Genomic DNA, 22,789 nt, shown 5'->3' on the forward strand with positions numbered 1-22,789 from the left:
ACCAATAGCTGAGCGCGACCCACGGTCACGGCTTTTTTGGGGTTTCATACCCTCACTGTCCACCCACGTAGTGATAAAAGCGACATTGCCCCCCACCAGAAAGCGACCGTCGTAATGGCGTAGGCCAACGATGACAATTCAGGTGTGTGGATCCATGAGGCGAATAGAGTCTCGTAAAGCCATTGTTTGGTGGTCTGAGTTCCAACGTGGGTCACACTCAACAGCACTGCCGAAAGCCCAGAGGCAACGAAGACCAGAATAGCGTTGACGCCAACCACTTCAAAAGCGCGACCGATTTTTCGCCAGCCCCAGATGTCGAATTTCAAGAGCGAACCAGCTAGCACAACCAACGCCCAGCCGGCGGTAAGCACCACAAAGCTACTGGTCCAGATTTTTTTGTTGATCGGAAACGCAGTACCCCACAAAAGTCCGAGCCCAATGCAGATCACTCCAGCGGTTGTCAACCAACCGACTGTCTTAATCGTTGCTCCGCTACGCTGAATGAACAACCCTGCCCAGTAGCCAAACAGCGCGGTGACAATCGCAGGCAATGTACTCAGCAGACCTTCTGGGTCTGTCTTTTCGGAAGTCGCTTGGGTGTACATGTGGCTCTCGCCAATCACTTTACGATCGACGACGCGTACCAAGTTTCCTTCGGGTGAAAGATTCTCTTGGTAATCACCGCTGGGAAACCATGCCAACAAAGCCCAGTAACCCAACAGAAGCACAACTGAAACGATGGCCTGCCCCCGGAGCCCAAGACGTAGCACAATTAGCGATGCAGCAAAGTAAACCACCCCGATTCGTTGTAAGACGCCAGGGAATCGCCAATTGTTGAGATCAATCGATTCGGCATTGCCCGTCACGAAATTAAAAATGGCACTCGACCGATTCAAGAGCAAACCCAGAAGAATCAAAACAGCCGACCGTCGGGCGATCCGCCAATAGACCGCAGGAGAGATTGTTGTCCCAGTCCGATACTTGCGAAGCGAATAGGCCATGGCAGTTCCCACGATGAACAGGAAGAATGGGAACACCAGATCGGTCGGTGTCCATCCATGCCAGTCAGCATGGCCCAAAGGCCAGTAAAGATGGCCCCAATCCCCCGGATTATTTACCAGGATCATTGCCAGAATCGTAAAGCCGCGAAAGACGTCAAGTGCCAACAGCCGTGTCGTTGGCAAAGTGGCTTCGGGTACCGATGCTTTTGATAGGTGGTCTGCCATCTATCCCTCTCTTTACTAGGAAGAGACGATCTCTGAATAATTTAATTGCGTTCTCCGGCAGTCCGGCAGGGACTCCAAGAATGTGCGACCATAGTACTTCGAGTGAATACGCGGATCGAGAATCACAACGCGACCGTGATCGGTGCAAGTGCGAATCAGTCGGCCAAAACCTTGCTTGAGTTTCAACACCGCTTCGGGAAGTTGGTATTGTCGGAATGGTTCGCCACCAGCCTTGCGAATCTCTTCAAAGCGGGCTTCCAGCAAGGGCCGATCTGGCACACTGAACGGCAGTTTGGCAATGATTACCAATTGCAGGGCGTCTCCTGGCACGTCGACACCCTGCCAAAAACTGTCGGTTCCCAAGAGCACCGCGCGAGGATCGCGTTTGAACAGTTCAATCATCTGGGTCCGTGGTGTTCCGTCGGCCTGGCTCAGTAGGTTGAGATTGTTGGTTCGCAGCCACGGAGCGAGGTTTGCCGCGGCCTTGCGGAGCATGTTGTAACTGGTAAACAACACAAAAGCATGGCCGTCGCTCTCGCGGACGAAATGGCGAATCATTTCAAACGACGCCTTATCGAAATCATCACTTTGCTTGGCAGGATCAGGCATGCCACGAAGGGTCACCAGTTCTGCCTGCATCTGATAGTCGAAAGGACTGCCGAGCTGCAAAGTCTCGCTCTTGACAAGTCCTATACGTTCGCGGAAGAAATCAAACCCACCCTTCTTGCCGACAGCCAAGGTGGCACTGGTGAGAATTGCCGTAGGAACCTGGTTGAATAGTTCATCCCGCAGCACGGGTCCCACGTCGATGGGTGAGGCCAGCATCGACAAGCGTGGCGCGCCACGTCGAGTCCTATAGGCCTCAACCCAATAAACTGCGTCGGCGAGCTGTTGACGGTGCCAGCAATTCAACTCTCCTGCCAAGGCTATCAGGCGATCGTGGGCGGCAATGTAATCTTGGCGTTCAGTTTCCTCATCTTGTAGATCACCAACTCGCTTTACCTCGCGGGCCAGATTCTGTAGCTCACTGCTGAGATGGTTAGAAACATCGAGTGGAGCCGTCACTCGTCCGTTCGTCGGAGCTTTGCCTTCTTGCCAGTCCAAGAGGTCAGCAAACAACTCGTCGGCCATCACGCGCGAGCGCTCGACCTTCTGTTGCAGATCTCGCATATCAGGATGAGAAAGCAGTCCCTTATGCGTTCGGTCGCTATAAAGCCGACTCAGCTGGTAATCAAACTGTCCCGTAGTGAGTCGAATCCCCAAATGATCGGCGGCTACCGCTTCGACGGTATGTGCTTCATCAAGCACAACCACATCGTAATCGGGCAACATGCTCACCCCCGCGCGGCGAAGTGCGAGGTCACTGAAGAACAGGGCATGATTGACAATCAAGAGTTGTGCAAGTTGCGCTCGCTTGCGATCCTTGTAGTAAAAACACTGCTTGAAGGTAGGACAGTTGCGACCCATACAGTTGCCGTGGTCGCTTGCCACTTCCTCCCACACTTGGGGGGAGGGCTGAAAGGAAAGCGTGCTCCGTGAGCCATCATCAGTGGACTCGCTCCATTGGCGTATCTCGCGAAGCTCGTCGAGGGCACCCTGGGTGTCGAACAAACTGGGTGCCCGTGCCAAGGCCTTGTGCATACGACGCAACGAAATGTAATTGCTGCGTCCCTTGACGAGAACCGCTGAGAACTCGCGCGGGATCACACTATTCAAGAGCGGAATATCTTTCTGAATGAGTTGCTCTTGCAGGCTGATCGTGTGAGTAGAGATGACGATTCGCAAAGGCTTCTTATTCTTATCGTCGCTTCCTTCGTCATTAGTTGCCGCCAGAATTGCCGGGACCAAATAGGCGAAACTCTTACCAACGCCCGTTCCTGCTTCGACCACAAGATGCGATTTATTCCGGATCGCTCTCTCGACAGCATCGGCCATCTCCAATTGCTGTGGCCGCCGTTCATACATCGACAAGCGCCGAGCGATTGCACCGGTGGGTCCCAGGATGTCTTCAGTAGCGAGAGGTGTTGTCGAGGGCATCGATCCTTCAATCAGCCGCAAGTTTCAAGTAGCAGGAAACTATCGCGGTTTGCTGGTAATCACACCTTCATCGGGGCTGCTGGCCGTAGCGTACAGTTTTCGAGGAATACGACCGGCAAGATAAGCCAGCCTGCCCGCTTCCGTAGCGTGGCGCATTGCATCTGCCATGAGAAGCGGATCCTGAGCGTGAGCGATTCCCGTGTTCAAGAGCACACCATCCACTCCAAGCTCCATCGCAATCGTCACATCGCTCGCTGTGCCGACGCCGGCATCGACGATTACGGGGTAATCAGGATCTCCGTCCTTGAGATACTCCAGACAAATGCGAATGTTATTAGGATTGAGCACCCCCTGCCCTGACCCAATCGGGCTCCCGGCTGGCATGACGCTGGTAGCACCTGCTTGCTTTAATCGCCGCGCGATCACGGGATCATCCGTTGAATAACAAAGTACCTGAAAGCCTTCGGCCACCAAACGCTCCGTTGCCTCAAGCGTGGCAATCGGATCAGGGAGAAGGGTTTTGGTATCGCTCAAAACCTCGAGCTTGACCCAATCGGCCCCGGGATTCTCTATCCCGACTAAGATCTCACGGCCCAGGCGAGCGACACGAACTGCATCGTCAGCCGAAAAGCAACCTGCCGTATTGGGGAGCAAGGTGTATCGCTCTGCGTCGATGAATTCAAGCAGGTTGTTGCCCGCAGCGTCGATTAGTCGTTCGCGTCGGACAGCCACAGTGATGCAATCGGTGCCCGACCGTCCGAGTGCCTCCCCCATCAATTCATAATTGGCATACTTTCCCGTGCCAACGATCAGACGACTATTGAGGGTATGAGTACCAATCTTAAGTGTGGACTGGATTTGTAAGTCGGTCGACATATCTTGCTCTATCCTGGTAATTGCCGTGTGTCGCGTTGCGTCGCGGCTTGACGAAATACTACTTACCCACCGCCAACGAGGGTAACCACTTCCACGCGATCCCCCTCTTCCAAGGGAGTTTGAGAATGTTGGGCGCGGGGCACAAGTTCCAGATTTCGTTCCACGGCCAACATACGGGGATCTAGGGCCAACTCTGCGATTAGCTCAGCAACCGTTGAACCATCGGGCAATTCACGTTTCTTACCGTTGACGCTCAACTGCATAACTTTATTACTCATCTCGAACAAACGCAGTGCGGAATGATCCCCCAGCCAACTTGACGAAAGTACCTCTCTGGAGCGCACCTTTGGCACTCAAGCTCGGATTCCAAGGAATCGCATACGCACTAACCTCGCCGCTGACTGCTTCGGCAATATAAATCAAACTACTGCCAATCTGGAAGGGGGACGAGCCGCGAGGCAGGCTTGCCAAGCCAGTAACCATGAGAAACTTTGGATTCTTACTCAAGCCGGGAAAGTCTTCCTGGATATTTTTCTCAAAAAAGGCGACGAACTCTCCCGTACGTTGACTTACTACCGCGGCTCGCAGGTCCCCCGTAAGAAAATCGAGGAAATAGAATGCTTCTTGATCTTCGTCGACATAGCCTGTAGCAATCGCAAAGTTTTTTTCGCCATGGGTGGCGGTAGCTTGTACCGGCACTGCTTGTCCGATTCCAAACCAGCCAATTGACACAAGAATGCCGACAGATATTCCAAGCACCAACAAAGTCGCCTGGCTGCAAATACGCTGGACCATTTTTTCTCTCCCCGAGGAAGGTTCTGTGTTGTGGCCAACCGTGCGAAATCCTAATCGGACGGAGGCTGCGAATCTATCGAGCTCTCTCTCCATCGTAATCCGCAGGAGTGTGGGTTTCTAGGTGGGAGATGCTATCCCTCGTTCAGGACGGCATAATCTCTGTTTGTCTCCACGAGAAAGCGAGATATCCTGAAACCCCTGGAGCTACAATGGGGCGACTATTTGTTTTTAAATCCTGGCAGCTGAAATCGGAGAAGTACTACACTTCACGCTATGTCATTCAACACGATTGTGGACTTGCTTTCAATTCTGGCCGCAGGGCTCGTAGCTGCGCTCATCTGTCGGCGGTTAAAGATTTCGGCAATTGTCGGCTATTTGATCATCGGTGCCCTGCTCGGAGCAGGCGTTTTAGACTGGGCGGGTCGAGACAATCACGACATCGAAGCCATCAGTGAAGCGGGCGTCTTCTTACTCCTCTTCTCGATCGGATTGGAGTTCTCTCTCGATGATCTCCTGCGACTTGGCAGGCAACTCGTCGTTGGTGGCAGTGTACAGATGGCATTGGTGGCAGTCCCAGCCGGGCTGATTTTCCAAGCCCTCGGCTACAGTCTCACGTCATCCATTGTGATGGCGGCAGCCCTCTCGTTTAGCTCAACAGTGCTGGTCTTCAATGCCTTGGTGGAATACGGAGAATCTTCCACGCCTCACGGAAAACGGGCGATTGGAATCTTGCTGTTTCAAGATATGGCGCTCGTGCCACTCCTGCTCTTGGTGCCCATGCTGACCGGCGACGCAGCACCCTCGATCGGAGACGTCTTTCGACTGGCGGCGGCGTCCTTATTGTTCGTAGGTCTCATCTTGGTTAGCCGCTATGTACTCGCGGGTTGGCTCATACCCAGCCTGGCCAACTATCGTAGCCCAGACATTATTATCCTCTTTACAGTGGTTGCCCTAGGAGGCATTACACTGACGGCTCATGCACTGGGTCTCCCGGCAGCAGTCGGAGCCTTTGCCGCAGGATTGGCCTTCGGAGGAAACCGGTGGAGTGCACAAATTGAGGCGCTCACCCTTCCGTTTCGTGAAACCTTTGCGGCCGTGTTCTTCGTCAGCTTGGGCCTTTTACTCGACACGCATATTGTTTTAGAGTCACCACTGCGATTGCTCTTGTTGATCGCGGCTGTTATCCTCCTGAAAGCAATTGCAGCCTGCCTGGCATTGCGGCTGACTGGACTTTCTTGGCGCAGCTCATTGGGAATCGGAATCGGCCTTGCACACATTGGAGAATTCGCATTCGTCCTTACGCGATTGGCTTGGCAAGAGGACGTGATTTCTGCCGAAGAATATCAGTTGATGAATGCGGTTGCCATCGGATCGTTGATACTTACCCCTCTGCTCTTGCGAGCCGGCCTGAGATGGGTTGAGGCGGTCCAAGAGCAAGAAGCACCACCACCGAGCAATGGATTGCTGCAACCCTCATTGGCAGGGGCGCTTGTCATCGGGATCGGCCCCATCGGCAAGCAAATCGCCAGTTACCTCGAAACCCAGGGCATCGATGTCTCTTTGATTGATCGCAGCCCGATCAACCTCTATCCTTTTGAGCAATTGGGGTTCCATACCGCAGCAGGAGATGCGACCAAGCCGGAGATACTTCGCTCTGCACACACCCATGAAGCTGGATTGGTGGTACTTTGTGTCCCCGACGATCTCATTGCCCTACGTATTCTGGAGCAAGTACGCCGCCTCAACGACCAAGCGCAAATCATAGTGCGCTGTCGGTATCAATCGAGTGTCGCCAGTTTTCACAAGGCAAAAGTTCAATTTGTGGTAAGTGAGGAACAACAGGCTTACGAAAGCATGATCGGTTTCCTGTCTGGTTTCTTCCGAAGCTCATGAACAGCCGCCCACCTTCATTGTCGCGCAGTTGGGAATGACGCGGTCTGCCAGCTTGGCTTTCTTGGGCCCGTGCCTATAATCGGACATGACCATCTGAATGCTCCTGACTGCTAGAAACCGGATTTGGCCATGAATGCGACTTTACTCGACCTTCCTACTACGTTAGCTGATCTCCGTGAGAGGGGTTGGCAATCCAAAACCGTTAAACAAGAGATTCACGACAACTTTCTCCATCAGCTCCAGAACGGCGAGGAACTCTATCCCGGTATAATCGGATATGACGACTCGGTAATCCCCGAGCTGAACATTGCAATTCTAGCCCAGCACGACATTCTCTTCTTAGGTGAAAAGGGACAGGCGAAGAGTCGACTCATGCGATTGATGGCTAACTTTCTTGATGAAGCGATCCCCTATATCGCTGATCCAGAAATCCCGTTGCACGACGATCCCTACCGCCCCATCACGCGGCGTGGTCGCGAACTCGTCGCAAACCGTGCTCCAGAGGATGTTCCCATCGGCTGGTGGTCGCGCGAAGATCGCTATGCTGAGCGGTTATCCCCCGGCACCAAGTTCGCTGACATTATCGGCGAAATTGACCCAGCTAAACTCGCCTCAGGAATCAGCATGAGTGCCGAGGACGCGTTGCACTTTGGATTAATCCCTCGCATGCATCGCGGCATTTTTGCCATGAACGAATTGCCGGAACTTGATGAGCTCGTGCAAGTTGGGTTGTTCAACATTCTCGAAGAGCGCGATGTGCAGATACGCGGCTATCCGGTGAAGTTTGATATCGATGTGCTTATTCTCTTCAGCGCGAATCCTGCTACCTACAACCGTAGCGGCAAAGTGATCCCCCAACTTAAGGACCGCATCGGTTCGATGATCCAGACACACTATCCACTGGAACGCGAACTCGGGGTGCAGATTTTGGAGCAGGAGGCAGAGGATATGGGGGAAGGCAGAAGTGAGAAGGCGGATGAATACACTCCCTCTTCCCCCCTCCCTCCTCCTCCTTCCGTCATCGTTCCCTACTTCATGAAGGAACTTGTTGAGGAAATCAGTCGTGCTGCCCGCAATTCCAAATATGTCGATCAAGAATCTGGGGTGAGTGCTCGACTTTCAATTGCCAATTATCGCACGATGCTAGCCAGCGCCCGACAACGTGCCGCGATGCTGGGTGAGTCTCCTGCCGTTCCGCGGATAAGCGACCTGGGGCACATCTATGCTTCGTCGCTCGGCAAACTTGAGTTGGACCTTATGGGGACGCATCAAATGAGCGAGAAGCAAGTACTCGACGCCGTACTAGCCGAGGCTATCGCCACAGTATTTAGTGAGTACGTCGACAAGCATGGCTTGGCCGAGATCGCACAGATTTTTTCTCAGGGCGTGAAAATTGAAGTCGGCGACATGCTGCCGTCGTCGCACTATGCAAATCTTCTCAAGCGAGTCCCTCCCGTGTGGGACAAGGCATTTGAGGTGAACGCCAGTGAAAACGAAGCTGTGCGTGCATCCTGCGTTGAATTCGTATTGGCGGGACTCTATTCCACCGACCAGATCAGCCGCAGCCAATCACATGGTCGGATTGTGTACGAAGTGTGATTAGCGATTAGCCATGAAATCCATCCGGCCCCATCGTATCGAGTGGTCGATTGTGCTTTAATGCAGGATTAAGCATTAGGAATTTAGCTCGCCAGTAACGTTACTGATGCTTCTTGGCTAGAACGACCCGGTTGGTATGCCTTCCTATGCAATTTGAACTCGAATCACCATTCAAGCCCGCAGGAGATCAGCCTGCTGCCATACGCCAACTTGTGGCGGGACTTACTTCTGAACAGCGCGAACAAGTGCTCATGGGAGTCACCGGAAGCGGCAAGACCTTCACGATGGCTAATGTCATCCAAGAAGTTCAGCGGCCAGCGCTGGTTCTCTCACACAACAAAACCCTTGCAGCGCAGCTTTATAGTGAGTTCAAGGAATTCTTTCCCCGCAATGCGGTCAGCTACTTTGTCAGCTACTACGACTACTACCAACCCGAAGCCTACATCCCTCAACGGGACATCTACATCGAAAAGGATGCATCGATCAATGAGGAGATCGATCGCATGCGTTTGGCAACGACAAGTTCCCTTGTCAGTCGCCGCGACGTGATCGTTATTGCCAGCGTGTCGTGTATCTATGGATTGGGTTCGCCGGAAGACTACAAGGAGATGATGGTTGGCCTTCAAGTGGGTGGCACGCTCGATCGAGACGATGTGCTTACCAAGCTGATCGATATCCAATACGAGCGCAATGACACGGACCCATCCCGCGGTAAGTTCCGGGTTCGCGGAGACTGTGTGGAGATCTGGCCTTCTTACGAGGAGTTTTCCTACCGTATTGAATTCTGGGGCGATGAGATCGAGCGGCTTTCGATTATTGACCCCACCACTGGAGAAACTATCGACAGCCTCCAAGAGGTGTTCATCTACCCTGCCAAGCATTTCGTGTTGCCGGAGGAGCGGATCCACAATGCCGTGGATAACATTCGTCAAGAACTCCGTGATCGCTTGGAGCTGTTTCGCTCCCAGGGTAAACTGCTTGAAGCCCAGCGACTTAATGCCCGCACACGATTCGATGTCGAGATGATGCTAGAGATGGGCTACTGCCCCGGCGTGGAGAACTATAGCCGCCATTTGAGTGGTCGTGCTGCTGGGGAACCCCCCTTTACTCTTTTCGATTTCTTCCCTGATGATTTCTTGCTTTTCATAGACGAGTCCCACGCCACCGTATCACAAATTGGTGCGATGTATGCTGGCGACCAAAGTCGCAAAACTACGCTTGTCGAGCACGGTTTCCGGCTGCCAAGTGCGATGGACAATCGACCGCTGAAGTTCAATGAGTTTCAAGAGCGGTACAAGGATGTGGTCTATGTCTCCGCCACGCCTGCCAAGTATGAACTTGAACGCACAGGTGGCGAAGTGGTTGAGCAAGTCGTGCGTCCGACGGGACTCTTGGACCCAGAGATCGAGGTGATTCCCGCCCGAGGACAGGTACCGCATTTGCTCGAACAAATCCGCGCTCGTGCCGCGGCCAATGAACGTGTGCTTGTGACCACACTCACCAAGCGAATGGCCGAAGATCTGGCAACCTATTTTTCTGACGAAGGTATCCTCTGCAAGTGGTTACATAGCGAGCTGGATGCCTTTGAGCGAGTTGAACTCCTACGCGACTTACGGCAAGGTCGTTTCGAGGCGCTGGTGGGCATCAATCTTCTACGCGAAGGTTTAGATCTTCCTGAAGTCTCGCTAGTGGCGATATTGGATGCTGACAAGGAGGGCTTCTTGCGAAGCGAAACCTCGCTCATGCAAACAATCGGTCGTGCAGCTCGCAATGTGAACGCCAAGGTAATCCTCTATGGCGATAAAGTGACTAACTCGATGCAAAAAGCAATCGACGAGACCGCGCGACGCCGCAAATTGCAAGAAGCCTACAACATGAAGCACGGCATCACACCAGAAACCGTTCGCAAAGCGATTCACCGTGGCATTGAAGCGACCGCTGCCGCCCACGCCCAGGCGAATGCAGCCGTCGGGAGAACTGAGGAAACGAAGTATATCACCGAAGAATACATTGCCGAGTTGGAAACCGAAATGCTGGCCGCGGCCGATGCGTTGGAATTCGAGCGAGCCGCCGCGATTCGTGACCGCATCGAAAAGATGCAGGATGCTATCGGCGAACCGGTCGACTCGATCAAGGACAAAGCCGAAGGCAAAGGCCACCGAGGGAAGCGCGGCAAGAAAGCAGCGAGCGGAAAAGTGCCTCGGCCGAAACGCGGCGTATAGTAGCGGCCAAAGAGCAGCACGAAACGTACGGTCCGTGATCTGCATTACCCACTCTTCACTCAAGTATTCACTTGTTTGTTTGATAATTTTGGTTGTATTTATAGCCATATTGCATTACATTGCCTTGCGCCCGCTCACTCTCAAGCTATAGCTTCACATCCTGGGAGGTAACGATGAATTCTTCTGTTGGTGCTGGGCGACTCTGCCCGGTCTATTTGTTTGTTCTACTTGCGGCGCACACTATCTGTGGCTGTGCCGCTGTTTACGCTCAGACCACTGCCACCTGGACAGGTGGTGGAGGTGACTCCAACTACAACACGGCAACCAATTGGGACATAGGTCAAGTTCCGATCAATACTCTGACGGACGATTTTGTCGTCGTCATTCCCACGAGCCATACGGTGAACTTCAATGTACCAGGCACAGGGCATGAGGTGTTTCAACTCTCTCTGGCCAGCGGTTCATCACTAAACATCAATCCAGGACGCGCTCTAGAAGTCGTCGATGCTTCTGATATTGCTGGACTTCTCAGCACGGACAACGGAACTTACCTTGGCAATACCTCTGCATCGACCTTGTCGGGAACCTCGCCGCGCATTCTTGCGGAAGGAGGCGGAACTCTGCGGGTGGGTGGAACTTCATTGGTCAACACATCCAACTCCGGCGATCTTGTCGTTTCCCAAGGTCCGGGGTCGTTGGCTGATCTCTCCACGGTATTGTCGGTCAACTCTGATGCTGATTTTGGTGGTTCACCAATTCGCCGTATTCTTGCGGCTGATGGTGGGACGGTCGACCTTTCGAACGTGACAAACATCGTCGGTGGACGCGGGGGCGACAGTCTGCGATTGGAGGTTGTCAACGGCGGTGACTTGCGACTCGACCAACTGCAAACCATTAGTGGCAATCGCAACGTGCGAATCACTAGCGATGGAACCGCAATCAACCTTCCTCTACTGCAAAACATCCATGGAGGGGTTCTATTCGAATTGGCAGGTGGTCAGATTCTTTCTCTACCGCAGCTTGCCACCATCGACGGCACTGGCAGCAGCATGTCAACTCTCTTGCAATCCTCTCCCGGCGGACAGATCAATGCCCCCAACCTCACCGACTTTCAAAACGCGACTCTGGCGATCAACAGCGGTGAGACTGTCTCGACAGGTAATCTAGCCAATATCAATGGTTCGCGACTTTATCTCTCTGGAGGTCAGACGTTTTCCAGTGTCACGGCGAGCTCTTACAGTTCAGCCAGCATGTTTGGCAGCGGCGATTTCTTCCTAGCTGATGGTGTCGGTAGTAATCTTGATCTATCCAGCCTGACGAGTCTCAATTTCGATCAAGACTTCGGCGGCTCGCCGATCTACACGATCGCCGCACGCAATTCTGGCATCGTCGATCTCTCAGAAGTGACGAACATCGTGGGCGCCCGGGGGGGTGACAGTTTGAGACTAGAAGCAACGAGTGGCGGCGACCTGAGGCTCGACAAACTGCAGTCTATCAGCGGCAATCGCAACGTGCGGATTACTAGCGACGGCACTGCCATGAACCTGCCGATGCTTCAAAGCATAGAGGGAGGTGTGTTATTCGAGTTGGCGGGAGGCCAGTCACTCTCTCTGCCTCAGCTTGCCTCGATCGATGGCGCTGGAAGTAGCATCTCGACTCTCCTGCAATCCTCTCCAGGGGGGGAAATCAATGCGCCGAACCTCACCATTTTTCAGAATGCCACTTTGGCCATCGACACCGGAGAGATAGTCACCACAGGCAGCCTGGCCAGTATTGATGGCTCGCGATTTCATATCACCAGTGGCCAATCGTTCTCCAACGTCACGGCAAGTTCCTACAATTCCGCCAGCAATTTTGGAGGGAGTGACTTCTTTTTAGCCAATGGAGTGGGTAGTGAGCTCGATCTCTCCAGCCTGACAAGCCTCAACTTTGATCAAGACTTCGGCGGATCTCCGATCTACACGATCGCCGCTCGCAATTCTGGAGTCGTAGATCTCTCGGAAGTGACCGACATCGTTGGCGCCCGTGGCGGCGATAGTTTACGGTTGGAAGCGTCCGGCGGAGGTGAACTCCGTCTCGGCAAACTACAAACCATCAGTGGCAATCGCAACGTACGAATCACCAGCGACGGCACCGTGATTTCTCTACCTAAACTTGAATCGGTTAATGGCAGCGTGCTGTTTGAACTTGCTGAGAATCAAACGCTCAATCTTCCAGAACTTCAATTTTTCGATGGCGCTGGGAGCAGCTCCAGTGCTGTACTCGAGGCCCCCGATGGAGGAACTATCCATGCACCGAAGCTCACGACCATTCGTCGCAGCCAAATTAACTTGGCTCCAACTCAAACTTTGAACCTGGGTACCCTGACCGACATCAACGGCTCGCGAATCCGCGTCACAGGCGGGCAGAGTTTCTCTGCAGCGGCCTCCTCGTACGACTCCTCGAATTATTTCGGAGGAGGAGACGTCTTCGTAGCCGAAGGACCAGGTAGTACTCTCACTTTGAGTTCCTTGGCGAGTATTGATTTTGATCAAGACTTCGGAGGAGCGCCGGTTTACACGATTGGGGCCAGGGACAACGGCACGGTAGATTTGTCGGGTTTGGCGACCGTAGTCGGTGCCGCGGGAAATGACTTCCTCGAATTTCGAGCCGAAACCAGTGGCAAGATTGATCTTTCTTCACTCAGCACCACTTCGCAAAACACGCGTTTTGTAGCCACCAGCGGTGGCCAACTTTTATTTGGTCAGTTGAACAATTTCGACACCGAACTGTCCGCCACCGACATCGGCTCTGAGTTGGTATTCCAACAAGGAGTTCTCATGGGTGCCAACACCACACTCTCGGTGCAGAATGGTGCGGAAGTACGTGTTGATGGTGCGTACCTCTTCGAACAAACCGACGAAGCAGACGTCGATCTCAACGCCGCAATTGTCCGTTTCGAAGGCATCGGTGGTCAACAGGTCGAAGTCGGCGGCACAGATTCCGGCATCGGAGCCTTCACTAGTGGCAACTTCGGCATGGGCCAAATGAGAATCGGCACGACCACTCAGCGCACCTCCGTCGATCTATTAGACGTAATCGACAACGGCAACCGCGGCGGAGGAGGAGAGTCGGAAGCTCTCTACTTATTTGGCCTCGGTGGACCGACGGGGCTGCGTATCCTCAACAGTTCCGCCTTGGTGCTGAACGGCATCAACGTCTATGCGTGGGATCCAGTGGCCGGTGCCCAGGTGCATCTCAATAGCCTGTTTGGCCCTGGTGATTTGCGGATTCCTTACGACGATGGTTTCCTGCAGTTGGCTCCGCTGGATTTCCAATGGGCAAACAACGCCGGAGGTGATTTTAATCTCGGCGGCAATTGGAGTGATGGTCTGGTCCCCTTGGGAAGCGATTCTGCGATCTGGAATCTCGGCAGCGTTGGTGGATACACGGTCCAGTTCGGCACGAATGTGGCCACTGATAGTGCAATCATAAAGAGTGATCGGGTCACCTATGATCTGAGTGGATTTCAATATAGTCTCGCCGCGCTCAACGCCACGACCGGATTGGTCGTTGGGCAAGATGCCAGCGATAACGCCAATCTGACTATCAGCAATGGCACGGTCCAAACCAAAGACGTGCGAGTTGCCGCCGCCGCTGGATCGCAGGGAACACTAACGATAGGTCCCTCAGGAAGCCTGCAGGTCGACAACGACGTTGTCCTCGGCGGAGGTACTGGCACCTTGCGAGTGATCCCAAACAACCAAGTCACGGTGGCGGGTAATGTAATCATGTCTGGCGACGGTCGCCTGGAAGGGACAGGACTCACGGCCACTCTCGTCGACAACCAGGCAGGCACTGTCGCACCTGGTTTGTCGGCAGGCATCATGACACTCGACGCAAATTACAATCAACTAGCAGCAGGAACTCTCGAAATCGAAATCGGCGGCACAGACAATTCTAATCCGAACGCTCCGCAGTTCGATCAACTTGTCGTTAATGGCGCGGCAGATATTGCAGGAGGACTGGCTGTCTCTCTGATCGATGCTGGTTCTGGACTTTATGTACCCGACGATGGCGATTTGTTTGAAATCGTAAGTGCCACCGGTGAGATGACTTCTTCGCTCTCGAATTTCACGGTACCGACTTTGGTGGACAATAGCTGGCTGCTGAGCCAAATCGACGACTCGCTCTTCTTGCGAGTTGCCGAGCACTTGGCTGATTTTGATAGTGACATGGACGTCGATGGACGCGATTTCCTCATCTGGCAACGCGGCTTTGGTATCACCGTCGGTGCCACCAAGGCCAATGGCGATTCCAACGGCGATGGAGCCGTGGACGCCGCCGACCTGGACAACTGGAAGCTCCAATACGGCTATCAGATCATCGGCTCGCCTCCACCACTGGGGGCGTTTGCCGTGCCAGAACCGACGGGGTTATTACTATTGATGTTAGGCATGTTCGGTTTCACAAGCTTGTCTGGAACGCGATTCCTTTGAGGACTTCGCGCAACACGACGTCATCCTCGCGCCATTAAAACGTATTTGTCGCGTCCATTCCGTGGGAAGGAAAAAAACAAAATACAAAACTATATTCACGCACTCTATAATTCTCGATATTTTTGAGCATTTCGCTCCTAGTTTTTAAAACAAAACTCGCCGGAATCCCGCTTGCTTCCAACAATCAGGAAGCCAAGAACCTATCGACGGATCTCTAGCCATGCGGCTTTCGAACCAGCTAGCATTTGAGCTAGCAAATGCCTCAATCGGAGCGAGAAGGGTTAGGATGTCAATGATCGGCGCAGGTTGAGCTGCGGTAACCATTATCGCGATTCCTGCGGCCAGTTTCTACAAGTATTTTTGTGCCACGTGGGGTGGTGAGTAGGTGAGTGGTTGGGGCTGGAAGAGGCGCTTGGGCACTTGGTCAGGAGAATAGGGAGCATTCTCTGCGTCTCTGTGCCTCTGCGAGAGGAATTATGGCTTCTTTCCCCGCAAAGTTTTCCCAACTTGTTTTTTTGGCAACGACGGGTGCAGTTGCCTCCGAAACTGGCGTCTCGTGCTAATCGACCTCTTGTGTTCCTGCCGACATGAAAAGTGAGGGACCAACCCCGCGGCGAAGGGCCGCCAGCCCCATCACTTTGCGAAAGAACGAATGCCATGAGACAACGAACCCTCATTTTTTCTACCGCTTTTATGGCGATTTCGCTTGCACAAGGGTGGTCGGCTACAGAGGCCATGGCGCAACGCAGCGGCACTTCCGACAGTCCTGCCAGCGAGCAAAACGACTGGTACTACGGCAGCGAAGAACCAGAAGCCGCCAATAGTATCGCCCAGCAAAAGTCTATGTTGCGGGCACAGCAAAGGATGGATCGTTTGGCCTCGCTCCGCTGGTATGGATTTCAACCAGGGCGCCCCACCGCATCGGGCATGCCATTCACCACGATGTACAGCCCAGCCTGGTCCCGCCCAGGTGGCCGCCCGTTCAGTTGGTACACCGGCTCTCCCCAGCCCGTCTACAACTTGGGTTACCGCTATTGGTAACTTAGGAAATGACCAATTTCCAATACACAATGTCCAATAGTGTTATTGGTCATTGCGGCTTGTGCATTGGCGATTGACTATTCCCGCGCCCGACTTCGTACAGCGCGACAAGCGTCTAATAATCGTCCCAAGTGTTTTGGCCTGCGCATCTCACTGGCGGAATGAGTCATCTCTTCGTAGACCAGTTTCGCCTCCAAGACCACCTCAGGCCCCACCTCTTCTGGCGTAAGCTCTGAAAGCATTTTGGAAGCCAGGGCGATGCCTTGCCAATCTTCTGCGGTCGTGGCGTGAAACAAGCGCTCAATCGCATCCAACTGAGCATCAACGATGTCGTTCACGCGGCGACTGTCGACCGCTAGCCGAGAGTGCATTCGTGCAAGATTCGGCAACGAAGGGTAATCAGTCGTGTCCATGAATGCCCAAGGGATAGAGTGGCGAGCCGGATGCGCAAGCTTCCGGAATGGATCGTTACGCCGCCCGTCGCAGCACCGGCATCGCGGGAACACCAACTCGCGCTTGACGAATCACTTGAGGCACGAGTCGTTCAGTGGCGAAGCGGGCGACTGTCTGCAACTCGCTAACTTTAACTTCCGCTGATCTAGCGATGACGATGCGGGCATGGCGAAGAACAATTCTCGAAGCGCGAGCCCGCACATAGCCACGAGCTTCTGCGAAGTTCATGCCTCCCGTGCGACCGACGACCTGCTGACAAACCTCTGGCAATGAGTCCTCGGTAACCTGACGGACCACGGCATCCAGATTGGCACTTGGGCGCAGGCCCAACAATTTCTTGATATTCTCGATCACCGTAGGTCTCCTCGCTATCAGATACGCCACCAGATGCTCGCGCCGAACAGCCTGTTGGCATGTGAACCGCTATCTATTGAATCGAGTCTAGTAAGCTAGTTTCTTCAGCCGAATTGCTATCGCGAAGGGGATTCGCAAGGCCCGGCAGACCTTGGGATACAGCCCAAAACACCAAGCCGTCAAACTCGCTGCACTTGACCGAAATCCCCTGATTGCTTAGTTTTACAGGCGTTGGGAAGGGACAAATTTGAGACCCGTCTCAAGAAACGTGTGAGGATCTACCGATTATTCCTAGCACAGCGATTCGGCAGCAGCCGGAGCGCAAGATATGGCGCCGTGGCCAAGTGGCTAAGGCATCGGATTGCAAATCCGACATCCCCGGTTCGAGTCCGGGCGGCGCCTCTCACTAGAACCCCTTGAAACACTTTGTTTTGAGGGGTTTTTCTTTTGGTAGGTTGGCCGACGCACTCCGCCCCCACGGGGCTTGCCCCCGCGGAGCGCGAGATTCGCAGGCTAGCATGGCCTCATAGCAACCCTTCACAACCCCCGCGGGCTTGTCTCGTGGGTGAAGAAGATTTAACCGTCAGCATCGGCCATAGTCGTATTCCCATGAGATGCTGCGTCAATCCCCCGCCGTATCGCTCGCATGTTGTACTCACTGAAGGTGCCAACGTAGTAGCTATTCTGCCAGATTCTCTTTTGTCCGACCGCATACGCCAAGTTGTTTTGAAACGCGTTGACGATTGTACAGGGGCAGTGTGTGTGATTCCCTCGCAGGGCCACATGCAGATGGTCAGGCATGATCGCAAGTCGTGAAATCGAATGTCCATGCTTGCTCGCGATACCTAGGGTCCAATCTCGCAGCGTCGCTAACCGCCGTTCGTCCACAATGGCAAATCGCTCAGCAGTCCCAAGAACAATGTGCAAATTGTACCAGTACCGACCACGCTTAGTTTCTGAAGGTTGGGAGAGATCGAAATCATTCACCACGGTATACGCATTCATGAGCGATTCAAAATGAACATTGGCAAACTGCGCCTTGCCGACCTGATTTTCGATGTATGCTTTGACGTCGCTGGAAACATTGTCTCCGATGCTACGAACACTCATCTTGCGACTTAACGGCATCTGGAGTCCCGCCTTCCGGATTGCATGGTCGAGGCGTCCTTTGGCTCGTTGGGCTAGAAACTCTGGACTAACTGTTGGTGTCGCGCTAAACAGCAATTGAACTTGCTTCTCCGACCAACGCTGTTCCAGCAATCTTAAGCCGTCCGTTTGCCAAGCTGCCTCCAAATCTGTGAGTAGATCCATGGGCGTCTGAGCGAATTTATCTTTGGAGGGCCAACCAGTCCACGCATACCTGAGTTGGTAGGCCGGGACCACGTTTGTGGCGTCGTACAGCGGTTGAATTGGGCGACGTTCTAGCTGAGTAGTCATTGTGCTGGGAAACGAAAGCTAGGAAATCTGTTTCACCCACGAGACAAGCTCGCGGGGGTCACGCGTGACGATAGATACTTGGGCTAGCGCGGGAATCTATCGCTCCACGGGGGCAAGCCCCGTGGGGACTGGCTAATCGCGATTAGGATACAAATGTACATTATCTTGCCAGTGTGTCAAGAGATATTTCGACGCGTCATTGCGGAACGGCGTGGGCAGCCAAATTCAAGATTTAGACGCTTATGATCCAAGTCGTTCTGCTTGTATGAGTTGCGTCGCTGATTGAGATGGCTGTCACCTTAGCTCCGTTAGATTCGAAATAAGAATCAGCGCAGCTTGTGAGTGATACGTGGGGCGATCATCTCGAAGGGGCAGTCCAAGCGGCGAGTTCTGCCCCCACGGGGCTTGCCCCCGTGAAGTACAAGATTCGCAGGCTAGCACCAGGTAACAACCACTCTTCCGGGCCCCTATGAGCTTGGCTCATGGGTGAAGAAGATTCAACCGTCAGCGCTACTCCCATGAAAATTGGGATAGGTTATAGAAGCGTCGCGTCGTAGAGCGGTTGAATTGGACAACGTATTAAATGGGTGGCCATTGTGGGAAACGAAAGCTAAGAAATCTGCTTCACCCACGAGACAAGCTCGCAGGGGTCGCCCGTGGCGTTAGATGCTGGGACTAGCCTACGAATCTATCGCTCCACGGGGGCAAGCCCCGTGGGAGCGGGTTTCCCTTTAGCTCCCTTGAAACACTTTGTTTTGAGGGGTTTTTCTTTTGTTCTTCGCAAGTAAGCGTGCCCTAGAGGTGCAAGGAATGACCTGCTTGCTATAATTGAGAAGCCTCTTCTCGCTTGTTGCGCTCGCTCTACGGTTCCTAGTGAGGAGAGTTTTTCTGCCCACCCACCGCTAGCTTTCCAGCCAAGTCCGACACCGTGAATCGAATCAAATTCTCTCTGTGGGTGTGTACGCTGCTTTGCACCCCGCCACTCTCTGTGAATCCTCTCTTCGCCGCCATTGTTCCTATGGGGAATGTGGAACCGGATATTTCCACTTGGACAAGCAGTGTTTCTGGATATATCGGTCGCACTAGTGACGGAAGTGTTTTAGTTGATGGAGGAAGCACGCTACGTTCCAGTGGTGGCTACTTAGGTTACGACACTGGAGTTACAGGCATCGCGACAATAACTGGAATAGGAACCAAGTGGAATAATTCTGGTTTGCTAGTTGGAGTAGCCGGAACGGGGATAGTCAACGTTGAATCCGGTGCTGAATTAGATGGCCGAACTGTGATACTTGGAAATGATCAAGGATCATCTGGCACGCTTAATATCACCGGAGATGATACGGGCCTTAACACAAGCACCCTTTTCTCTATCGGTGCAGGGGGAACGGGCACTTTCACCATTCAAGATGGTGCAGAGGCCACCACGACAGCAACTACAAGAATCGGTCATTTTGAAGGGTCCCTGGGAATTTTCACGATCAGTGGTTTTGGTTCTAGTTGGACCAGCGAAGGTGCTCTCGTTGTCGGTACACAGGGAAATGGAACAGTAATCGTAGAAGCAGGAGGCTCGCTTGTTAAGAAGCGCACAAGCGCGGCAGTCGGTTCCCAACCTGGATCGACTGGCTCGGTGATCGTGTCAGGAATTGGGACGCAGTGGAATTCCACCCAAGCTGGGACATCGGTTGGAATTGAAGGGACAGGAAGTCTACTAGTTTCAGACGGTGCACTTTTCGCAGATTCTACGTTGCGTACAGGATACATAGAAGGTGGCATAGGTAGAGTGACGGTATCCGGAACCGGATCACATATCATGTGCCGGGCAGTTTATGCGGGGTTATCGGGCGATGCCGTTGTGAAGATTACTAATGGAGGGCTCATGAGTGTTAGAGAAGTGCTTACCGTCGATAACGATTTAGACGGCGACAGCTTCATCAACATGGCCGCCGGTGGCATGCTTGCTCTAATGGGAGAAGCAGATACTTCATTGACAGACTTTCTAGAGCTGGTCGATGGCACGGATGCGATCCGCTACTGGGATTCCAACCTATTTGATTGGGCTCCCCTCACTGCAGCCACGAATGGGATTGATTACACTCTCACGTATCTCACTGAAGGTGACCTCACAGGCTATACGTTGCTGACCGTGGGACAAGTCGGTGATCTGGAGGGCGACTACGACGCCGATGGCGATGTCGACGGGGCAGATTTTCTTGCCTGGCAGCGTGATCCGAGCCTGGGCAGCCTTGCTGATTGGCATGCCAATTATGGGGCGGGTTCTCCGCTAATAGCGAACTCCAGCGCCGTGCCTGAGCCAGCCACTGCGGTGCTCATGTTGTTGCTAGCACACCTTGCCATGCTGGCGCGCCGAAAGCGGCAATTCTAGTTGCTGTCTTTTCAGGTTGGGATCAATCTTCATTGGTTGCCTAGTCGCGGCAGATTCGATTGCATTCGCTGCTCTTTGCACGTATGAATACACCCGCTAGACTACCCGCCCTTTGTCTCTACTTTTCAGGTGCTCATGGAAGGGCTCCCTCTTGGTCAAACGCCGGAAAAAGCGCACGTCCTCCCTGCGGAAACTCTTCTACTTACTAGCAACCCTCGTGACAGGCTCCGGCGTTGGAGGCTGGGCATTGCCGGGTCTGCCGGTTCTGGGGCCCTCAGTCAAAGAGGCCCTGCACAAGTTTCAGGGCGGTGGCAACGATGTCCTGCCAAGCGGGCACACCTCTCAGGTTGATGCAAACGCTGCCGCGTATCAGAGCTACGGACAGACTGCTGCGCAACCACGGGATTCGATCATCATTGGCAGTTTTAATATCCAAGTCTTCGGGACCTCCAAGATGAAGAAGAAGGAGGTAATGGAAGTCCTGGCGACGGTTGCTCGCTCTTTCGACGTCTTGGCAATTCAAGAAATCAGAACTCAAGACGATCACTTCATGGATCAGTTCATGCAATTGATCAATGCCCAGGGAGCCCACTATACCTACGTGATCGGGCCTCGACTGGGACGCAGCTCCAGCACAGAGCAATATGCCTTCATCTTCAACCCGGAGCGAATTGAAGTTCGACCCGGATCGGTCGCAACGATGGTCGATACCCAGGACTTGTTGCACCGAGAACCGCTCATTGCTCATTTCCGAGTCAGGGGCGTGCCTCCCTCGGCGGCCTATAGCTTCTGGTTGGTCAACATTCACACCGATCCGGACGAGGTCTCGACCGAACTGGATGTCTTAGCCGAAGTTTTTCAAGTCGTTCAACAGCATGGCGAAGACGACGTGATTCTGTTAGGAGACCTGAATGCCAGTGAAACGCAACTTCGCTCGCTCGGCCAATTGCCGGGGATCCGCTATGCCATTTCTGGCGTCCCGACCAACACTCGGGGAAACAAGACCTACGACAATCTGATCTTCGATTCACGAACAACGACCGAGTATACCGGTCAAAGTGGTGTCTGGAACTTAATAACGAGTTTTGGACTTACTCAAGAACAGGCGCTCCAAGTCTCCGACCATTTCCCCGTGTGGGCTGTCTTTTCAAGCTACGAAGGAGGGAACTCCCAAATGGCAGCGCGTCCGGTGTATTCTCAGTGAAAGAATGGCGGGTGACTGGGAGTTCATCACTTCTGTCATTTCGAGGTTTTGTAGGACGGCCACTCCTGGCCGTCGCTCACCGCGATTGAGAAAGGCAGACGGGCAGGAGTGCCCGACCTACGATGTCTTGAACTCGCAATGTCGAATTTATTTCTGAGTCATCACTTAGTTGACAGGCAACTAGGCACGAATCTTTGCCATGGAATCGCCAGCCAGAGACGACAATCGTGGATCGTCTTCCGCTGAAATCTTTTCGAGCGTCTCCAATGCTGCGATTGCCGGTGGTCCAATCTTTCCAAGCGCCCAGACAGCCCGCTGACGCACGGGGAGTTGGGGATGCTCAGCGGCAGCGGTGATGAGCTCGCCGATCGCGGGTGCAGCATCGGCCTCTAGTCTCCCCAGGAGCGTCGCTGCCCAGTAGGGTGAATCTAAAGAGGGTCGCTGGAGGATAGCAGCCAGTGGGGTCAGCATTTCGGCTGCTGGGGGTCCCAAGTCTTCAAGCGCTGCAGTAACGAGGTCGCATGTCTCACTATCGCTATCGGCTGCTTCCACCAAAGCGACTGCCGCAGGCGCGGCATCCGGACCAAACGACAGTAGCTCGCTTGCTGCTTCTTGGCGCTGCGACGCGGAATCAGAACGAAGTGATTCAATAAGGGAAGTTATTTCTGCGGTCATTGGGGAATCCTAGCAACGAGTCCGTTGTAGTAGTTATCAACTTCTGAAAACTGTAACTCCCCTCATGGCATGGATGCCACCCCAAAATCGCTGGATAAACCGAGGCCGAACAAGCG

At 53.6% G+C, this 22,789-nt stretch carries 16 protein-coding genes and 1 tRNA gene; 8 read left to right on the forward strand and 9 right to left on the reverse strand.

The annotated features are described in order from the left end of the window. Positions 1–44: 44 nt before the first annotated feature. The 5 genes from Pr1d_RS19760 to Pr1d_RS19780 form a co-directional block, all read right to left on the reverse strand. Positions 45–1,226: an acyltransferase family protein gene (locus Pr1d_RS19760; protein ID WP_148075127.1), complete on the reverse strand. Its 1,182-nt coding sequence runs from the start codon at positions 1,224–1,226 to the stop codon at positions 45–47. Positions 1,227–1,241: 15 nt separating this feature from the next. Continuing rightward, positions 1,242–3,263, reverse strand: coding sequence for an ATP-dependent DNA helicase (locus Pr1d_RS19765; protein ID WP_148075128.1), 2,022 nt, complete (start codon positions 3,261–3,263; stop codon positions 1,242–1,244). Between the two features lie 39 nt (positions 3,264–3,302). Next, on the reverse strand, positions 3,303–4,139 hold the full coding sequence (locus Pr1d_RS19770) for a thiazole synthase (protein WP_148075129.1): 837 nt from the start codon (positions 4,137–4,139) through the stop codon (positions 3,303–3,305). Between the two features lie 62 nt (positions 4,140–4,201). Continuing rightward, a complete protein-coding gene (gene thiS / locus Pr1d_RS19775) occupies positions 4,202–4,417 on the reverse strand; it encodes a sulfur carrier protein ThiS (RefSeq protein WP_238476543.1) in 216 nt (71 codons plus the stop codon). Then, complete coding sequence (locus tag Pr1d_RS19780) at positions 4,410–4,934, reverse strand: hypothetical protein (RefSeq protein ID WP_148075130.1); 525 nt, start codon at positions 4,932–4,934, stop codon at positions 4,410–4,412. Before Pr1d_RS19780 ends, thiS begins: the two co-directional genes overlap by 8 nt. A 273-nt stretch (positions 4,935–5,207) precedes the next feature. Here Pr1d_RS19780 and Pr1d_RS19785 point away from each other — a divergent pair, with 273 nt between their 5' ends. The 5 genes from Pr1d_RS19785 to Pr1d_RS19805 all read left to right on the forward strand — a co-directional run bounded on the left by Pr1d_RS19785 (position 5,208) and on the right by Pr1d_RS19805 (position 16,167). Then, complete coding sequence (locus Pr1d_RS19785; protein WP_148075131.1) at positions 5,208–6,827, forward strand: cation:proton antiporter; 1,620 nt, start codon at positions 5,208–5,210, stop codon at positions 6,825–6,827. Between the two features lie 129 nt (positions 6,828–6,956). After that, positions 6,957–8,426 carry a magnesium chelatase gene (locus Pr1d_RS19790; protein WP_148075132.1) on the forward strand — a complete coding sequence of 490 codons (1,470 nt, stop codon included), beginning with the start codon at positions 6,957–6,959 and terminating at the stop codon, positions 8,424–8,426. 146 nt (positions 8,427–8,572) lie between these two features. Beyond that, on the forward strand, positions 8,573–10,648 hold the full coding sequence (gene uvrB / locus Pr1d_RS19795; protein ID WP_148075133.1) for an excinuclease ABC subunit UvrB: 2,076 nt from the start codon (positions 8,573–8,575) through the stop codon (positions 10,646–10,648). 173 nt (positions 10,649–10,821) lie between these two features. Beyond that, positions 10,822–15,126, forward strand: a complete 4,305-nt coding sequence (locus tag Pr1d_RS19800; RefSeq protein WP_148075134.1) for a beta strand repeat-containing protein — start codon at positions 10,822–10,824, stop codon at positions 15,124–15,126. 657 nt (positions 15,127–15,783) lie between these two features. Beyond that, positions 15,784–16,167 carry a hypothetical protein gene (locus Pr1d_RS19805; protein WP_148075135.1) on the forward strand — a complete coding sequence of 128 codons (384 nt, stop codon included), beginning with the start codon at positions 15,784–15,786 and terminating at the stop codon, positions 16,165–16,167. A gap of 77 nt (positions 16,168–16,244) precedes the next feature. Here the strand turns inward: Pr1d_RS19805 and Pr1d_RS19810 are convergent, their stop codons facing one another. Then, entirely contained in the window at positions 16,245–16,580 is a 336-nt protein-coding gene (locus tag Pr1d_RS19810) for a hypothetical protein (protein ID WP_210417788.1), read from the reverse strand. Positions 16,581–16,635: 55 nt separating this feature from the next. Beyond that, entirely contained in the window at positions 16,636–16,974 is a 339-nt protein-coding gene (locus Pr1d_RS19815) for a hypothetical protein (RefSeq protein ID WP_148075137.1), read from the reverse strand. Positions 16,975–17,304: 330 nt separating this feature from the next. Between Pr1d_RS19815 and Pr1d_RS19820 the strand changes: the two genes are divergently transcribed. Further along, a tRNA-Cys gene (locus Pr1d_RS19820) sits at positions 17,305–17,376 on the forward strand. A 174-nt stretch (positions 17,377–17,550) separates the two neighbouring features. Here Pr1d_RS19820 and Pr1d_RS19825 read toward each other — a convergent pair. Further along, a complete protein-coding gene (locus tag Pr1d_RS19825; RefSeq protein ID WP_148075138.1) occupies positions 17,551–18,411 on the reverse strand; it encodes a transposase in 861 nt (286 codons plus the stop codon). A gap of 928 nt (positions 18,412–19,339) precedes the next feature. Between Pr1d_RS19825 and Pr1d_RS19830 the strand changes: the two genes are divergently transcribed. Together Pr1d_RS19830 and Pr1d_RS19835 are read left to right on the forward strand one after the other, a co-directional pair. Then, positions 19,340–20,794 carry a PEP-CTERM sorting domain-containing protein gene (locus Pr1d_RS19830; RefSeq protein ID WP_148075139.1) on the forward strand — a complete coding sequence of 485 codons (1,455 nt, stop codon included), beginning with the start codon at positions 19,340–19,342 and terminating at the stop codon, positions 20,792–20,794. A 217-nt stretch (positions 20,795–21,011) separates the two neighbouring features. Further along, on the forward strand, positions 21,012–21,998 hold the full coding sequence (locus Pr1d_RS19835) for an endonuclease/exonuclease/phosphatase family protein (protein ID WP_148075140.1): 987 nt from the start codon (positions 21,012–21,014) through the stop codon (positions 21,996–21,998). Between the two features lie 180 nt (positions 21,999–22,178). Here the strand turns inward: Pr1d_RS19835 and Pr1d_RS19840 are convergent, their stop codons facing one another. Beyond that, on the reverse strand, positions 22,179–22,673 hold the full coding sequence (locus Pr1d_RS19840; protein ID WP_148075141.1) for a HEAT repeat domain-containing protein: 495 nt from the start codon (positions 22,671–22,673) through the stop codon (positions 22,179–22,181). Positions 22,674–22,789 lie beyond the last annotated feature (116 nt).

It is taken from the genome of Bythopirellula goksoeyrii, from assembly GCF_008065115.1.
In the GTDB taxonomy this organism is placed as follows: domain Bacteria; phylum Planctomycetota; class Planctomycetia; order Pirellulales; family Lacipirellulaceae; genus Bythopirellula; species Bythopirellula goksoeyrii.

What these genes read in the sequence shown, in the direction of transcription:
- Pr1d_RS19780 (WP_148075130.1), bottom strand. Translation starts at nt 4,934, where the DNA reads ATGGTCCAGCGTATTTGCAGCCAGGCGACTTTGTTGGTGCTTGGAATA.
- Pr1d_RS19765 (WP_148075128.1), bottom strand. Translation starts at nt 3,263, where the DNA reads ATGCCCTCGACAACACCTCTCGCTACTGAAGACATCCTGGGACCCACC.
- Pr1d_RS19805 (WP_148075135.1), top strand. Translation starts at nt 15,784, where the DNA reads ATGAGACAACGAACCCTCATTTTTTCTACCGCTTTTATGGCGATTTCG.
- Pr1d_RS19825 (WP_148075138.1), bottom strand. Translation starts at nt 18,411, where the DNA reads ATGACTACTCAGCTAGAACGTCGCCCAATTCAACCGCTGTACGACGCC.
- Pr1d_RS19790 (WP_148075132.1), top strand. Translation starts at nt 6,957, where the DNA reads ATGAATGCGACTTTACTCGACCTTCCTACTACGTTAGCTGATCTCCGT.
- Pr1d_RS19800 (WP_148075134.1), top strand. Translation starts at nt 10,822, where the DNA reads ATGAATTCTTCTGTTGGTGCTGGGCGACTCTGCCCGGTCTATTTGTTT.
- Pr1d_RS19840 (WP_148075141.1), bottom strand. Translation starts at nt 22,673, where the DNA reads ATGACCGCAGAAATAACTTCCCTTATTGAATCACTTCGTTCTGATTCC.
- Pr1d_RS19785 (WP_148075131.1), top strand. Translation starts at nt 5,208, where the DNA reads ATGTCATTCAACACGATTGTGGACTTGCTTTCAATTCTGGCCGCAGGG.
- Pr1d_RS19760 (WP_148075127.1), bottom strand. Translation starts at nt 1,226, where the DNA reads ATGGCAGACCACCTATCAAAAGCATCGGTACCCGAAGCCACTTTGCCA.
- Pr1d_RS19810 (WP_210417788.1), bottom strand. Translation starts at nt 16,580, where the DNA reads ATGGACACGACTGATTACCCTTCGTTGCCGAATCTTGCACGAATGCAC.
- Pr1d_RS19770 (WP_148075129.1), bottom strand. Translation starts at nt 4,139, where the DNA reads ATGTCGACCGACTTACAAATCCAGTCCACACTTAAGATTGGTACTCAT.
- thiS (WP_238476543.1), bottom strand. Translation starts at nt 4,417, where the DNA reads ATGAGTAATAAAGTTATGCAGTTGAGCGTCAACGGTAAGAAACGTGAA.
- uvrB (WP_148075133.1), top strand. Translation starts at nt 8,573, where the DNA reads ATGCAATTTGAACTCGAATCACCATTCAAGCCCGCAGGAGATCAGCCT.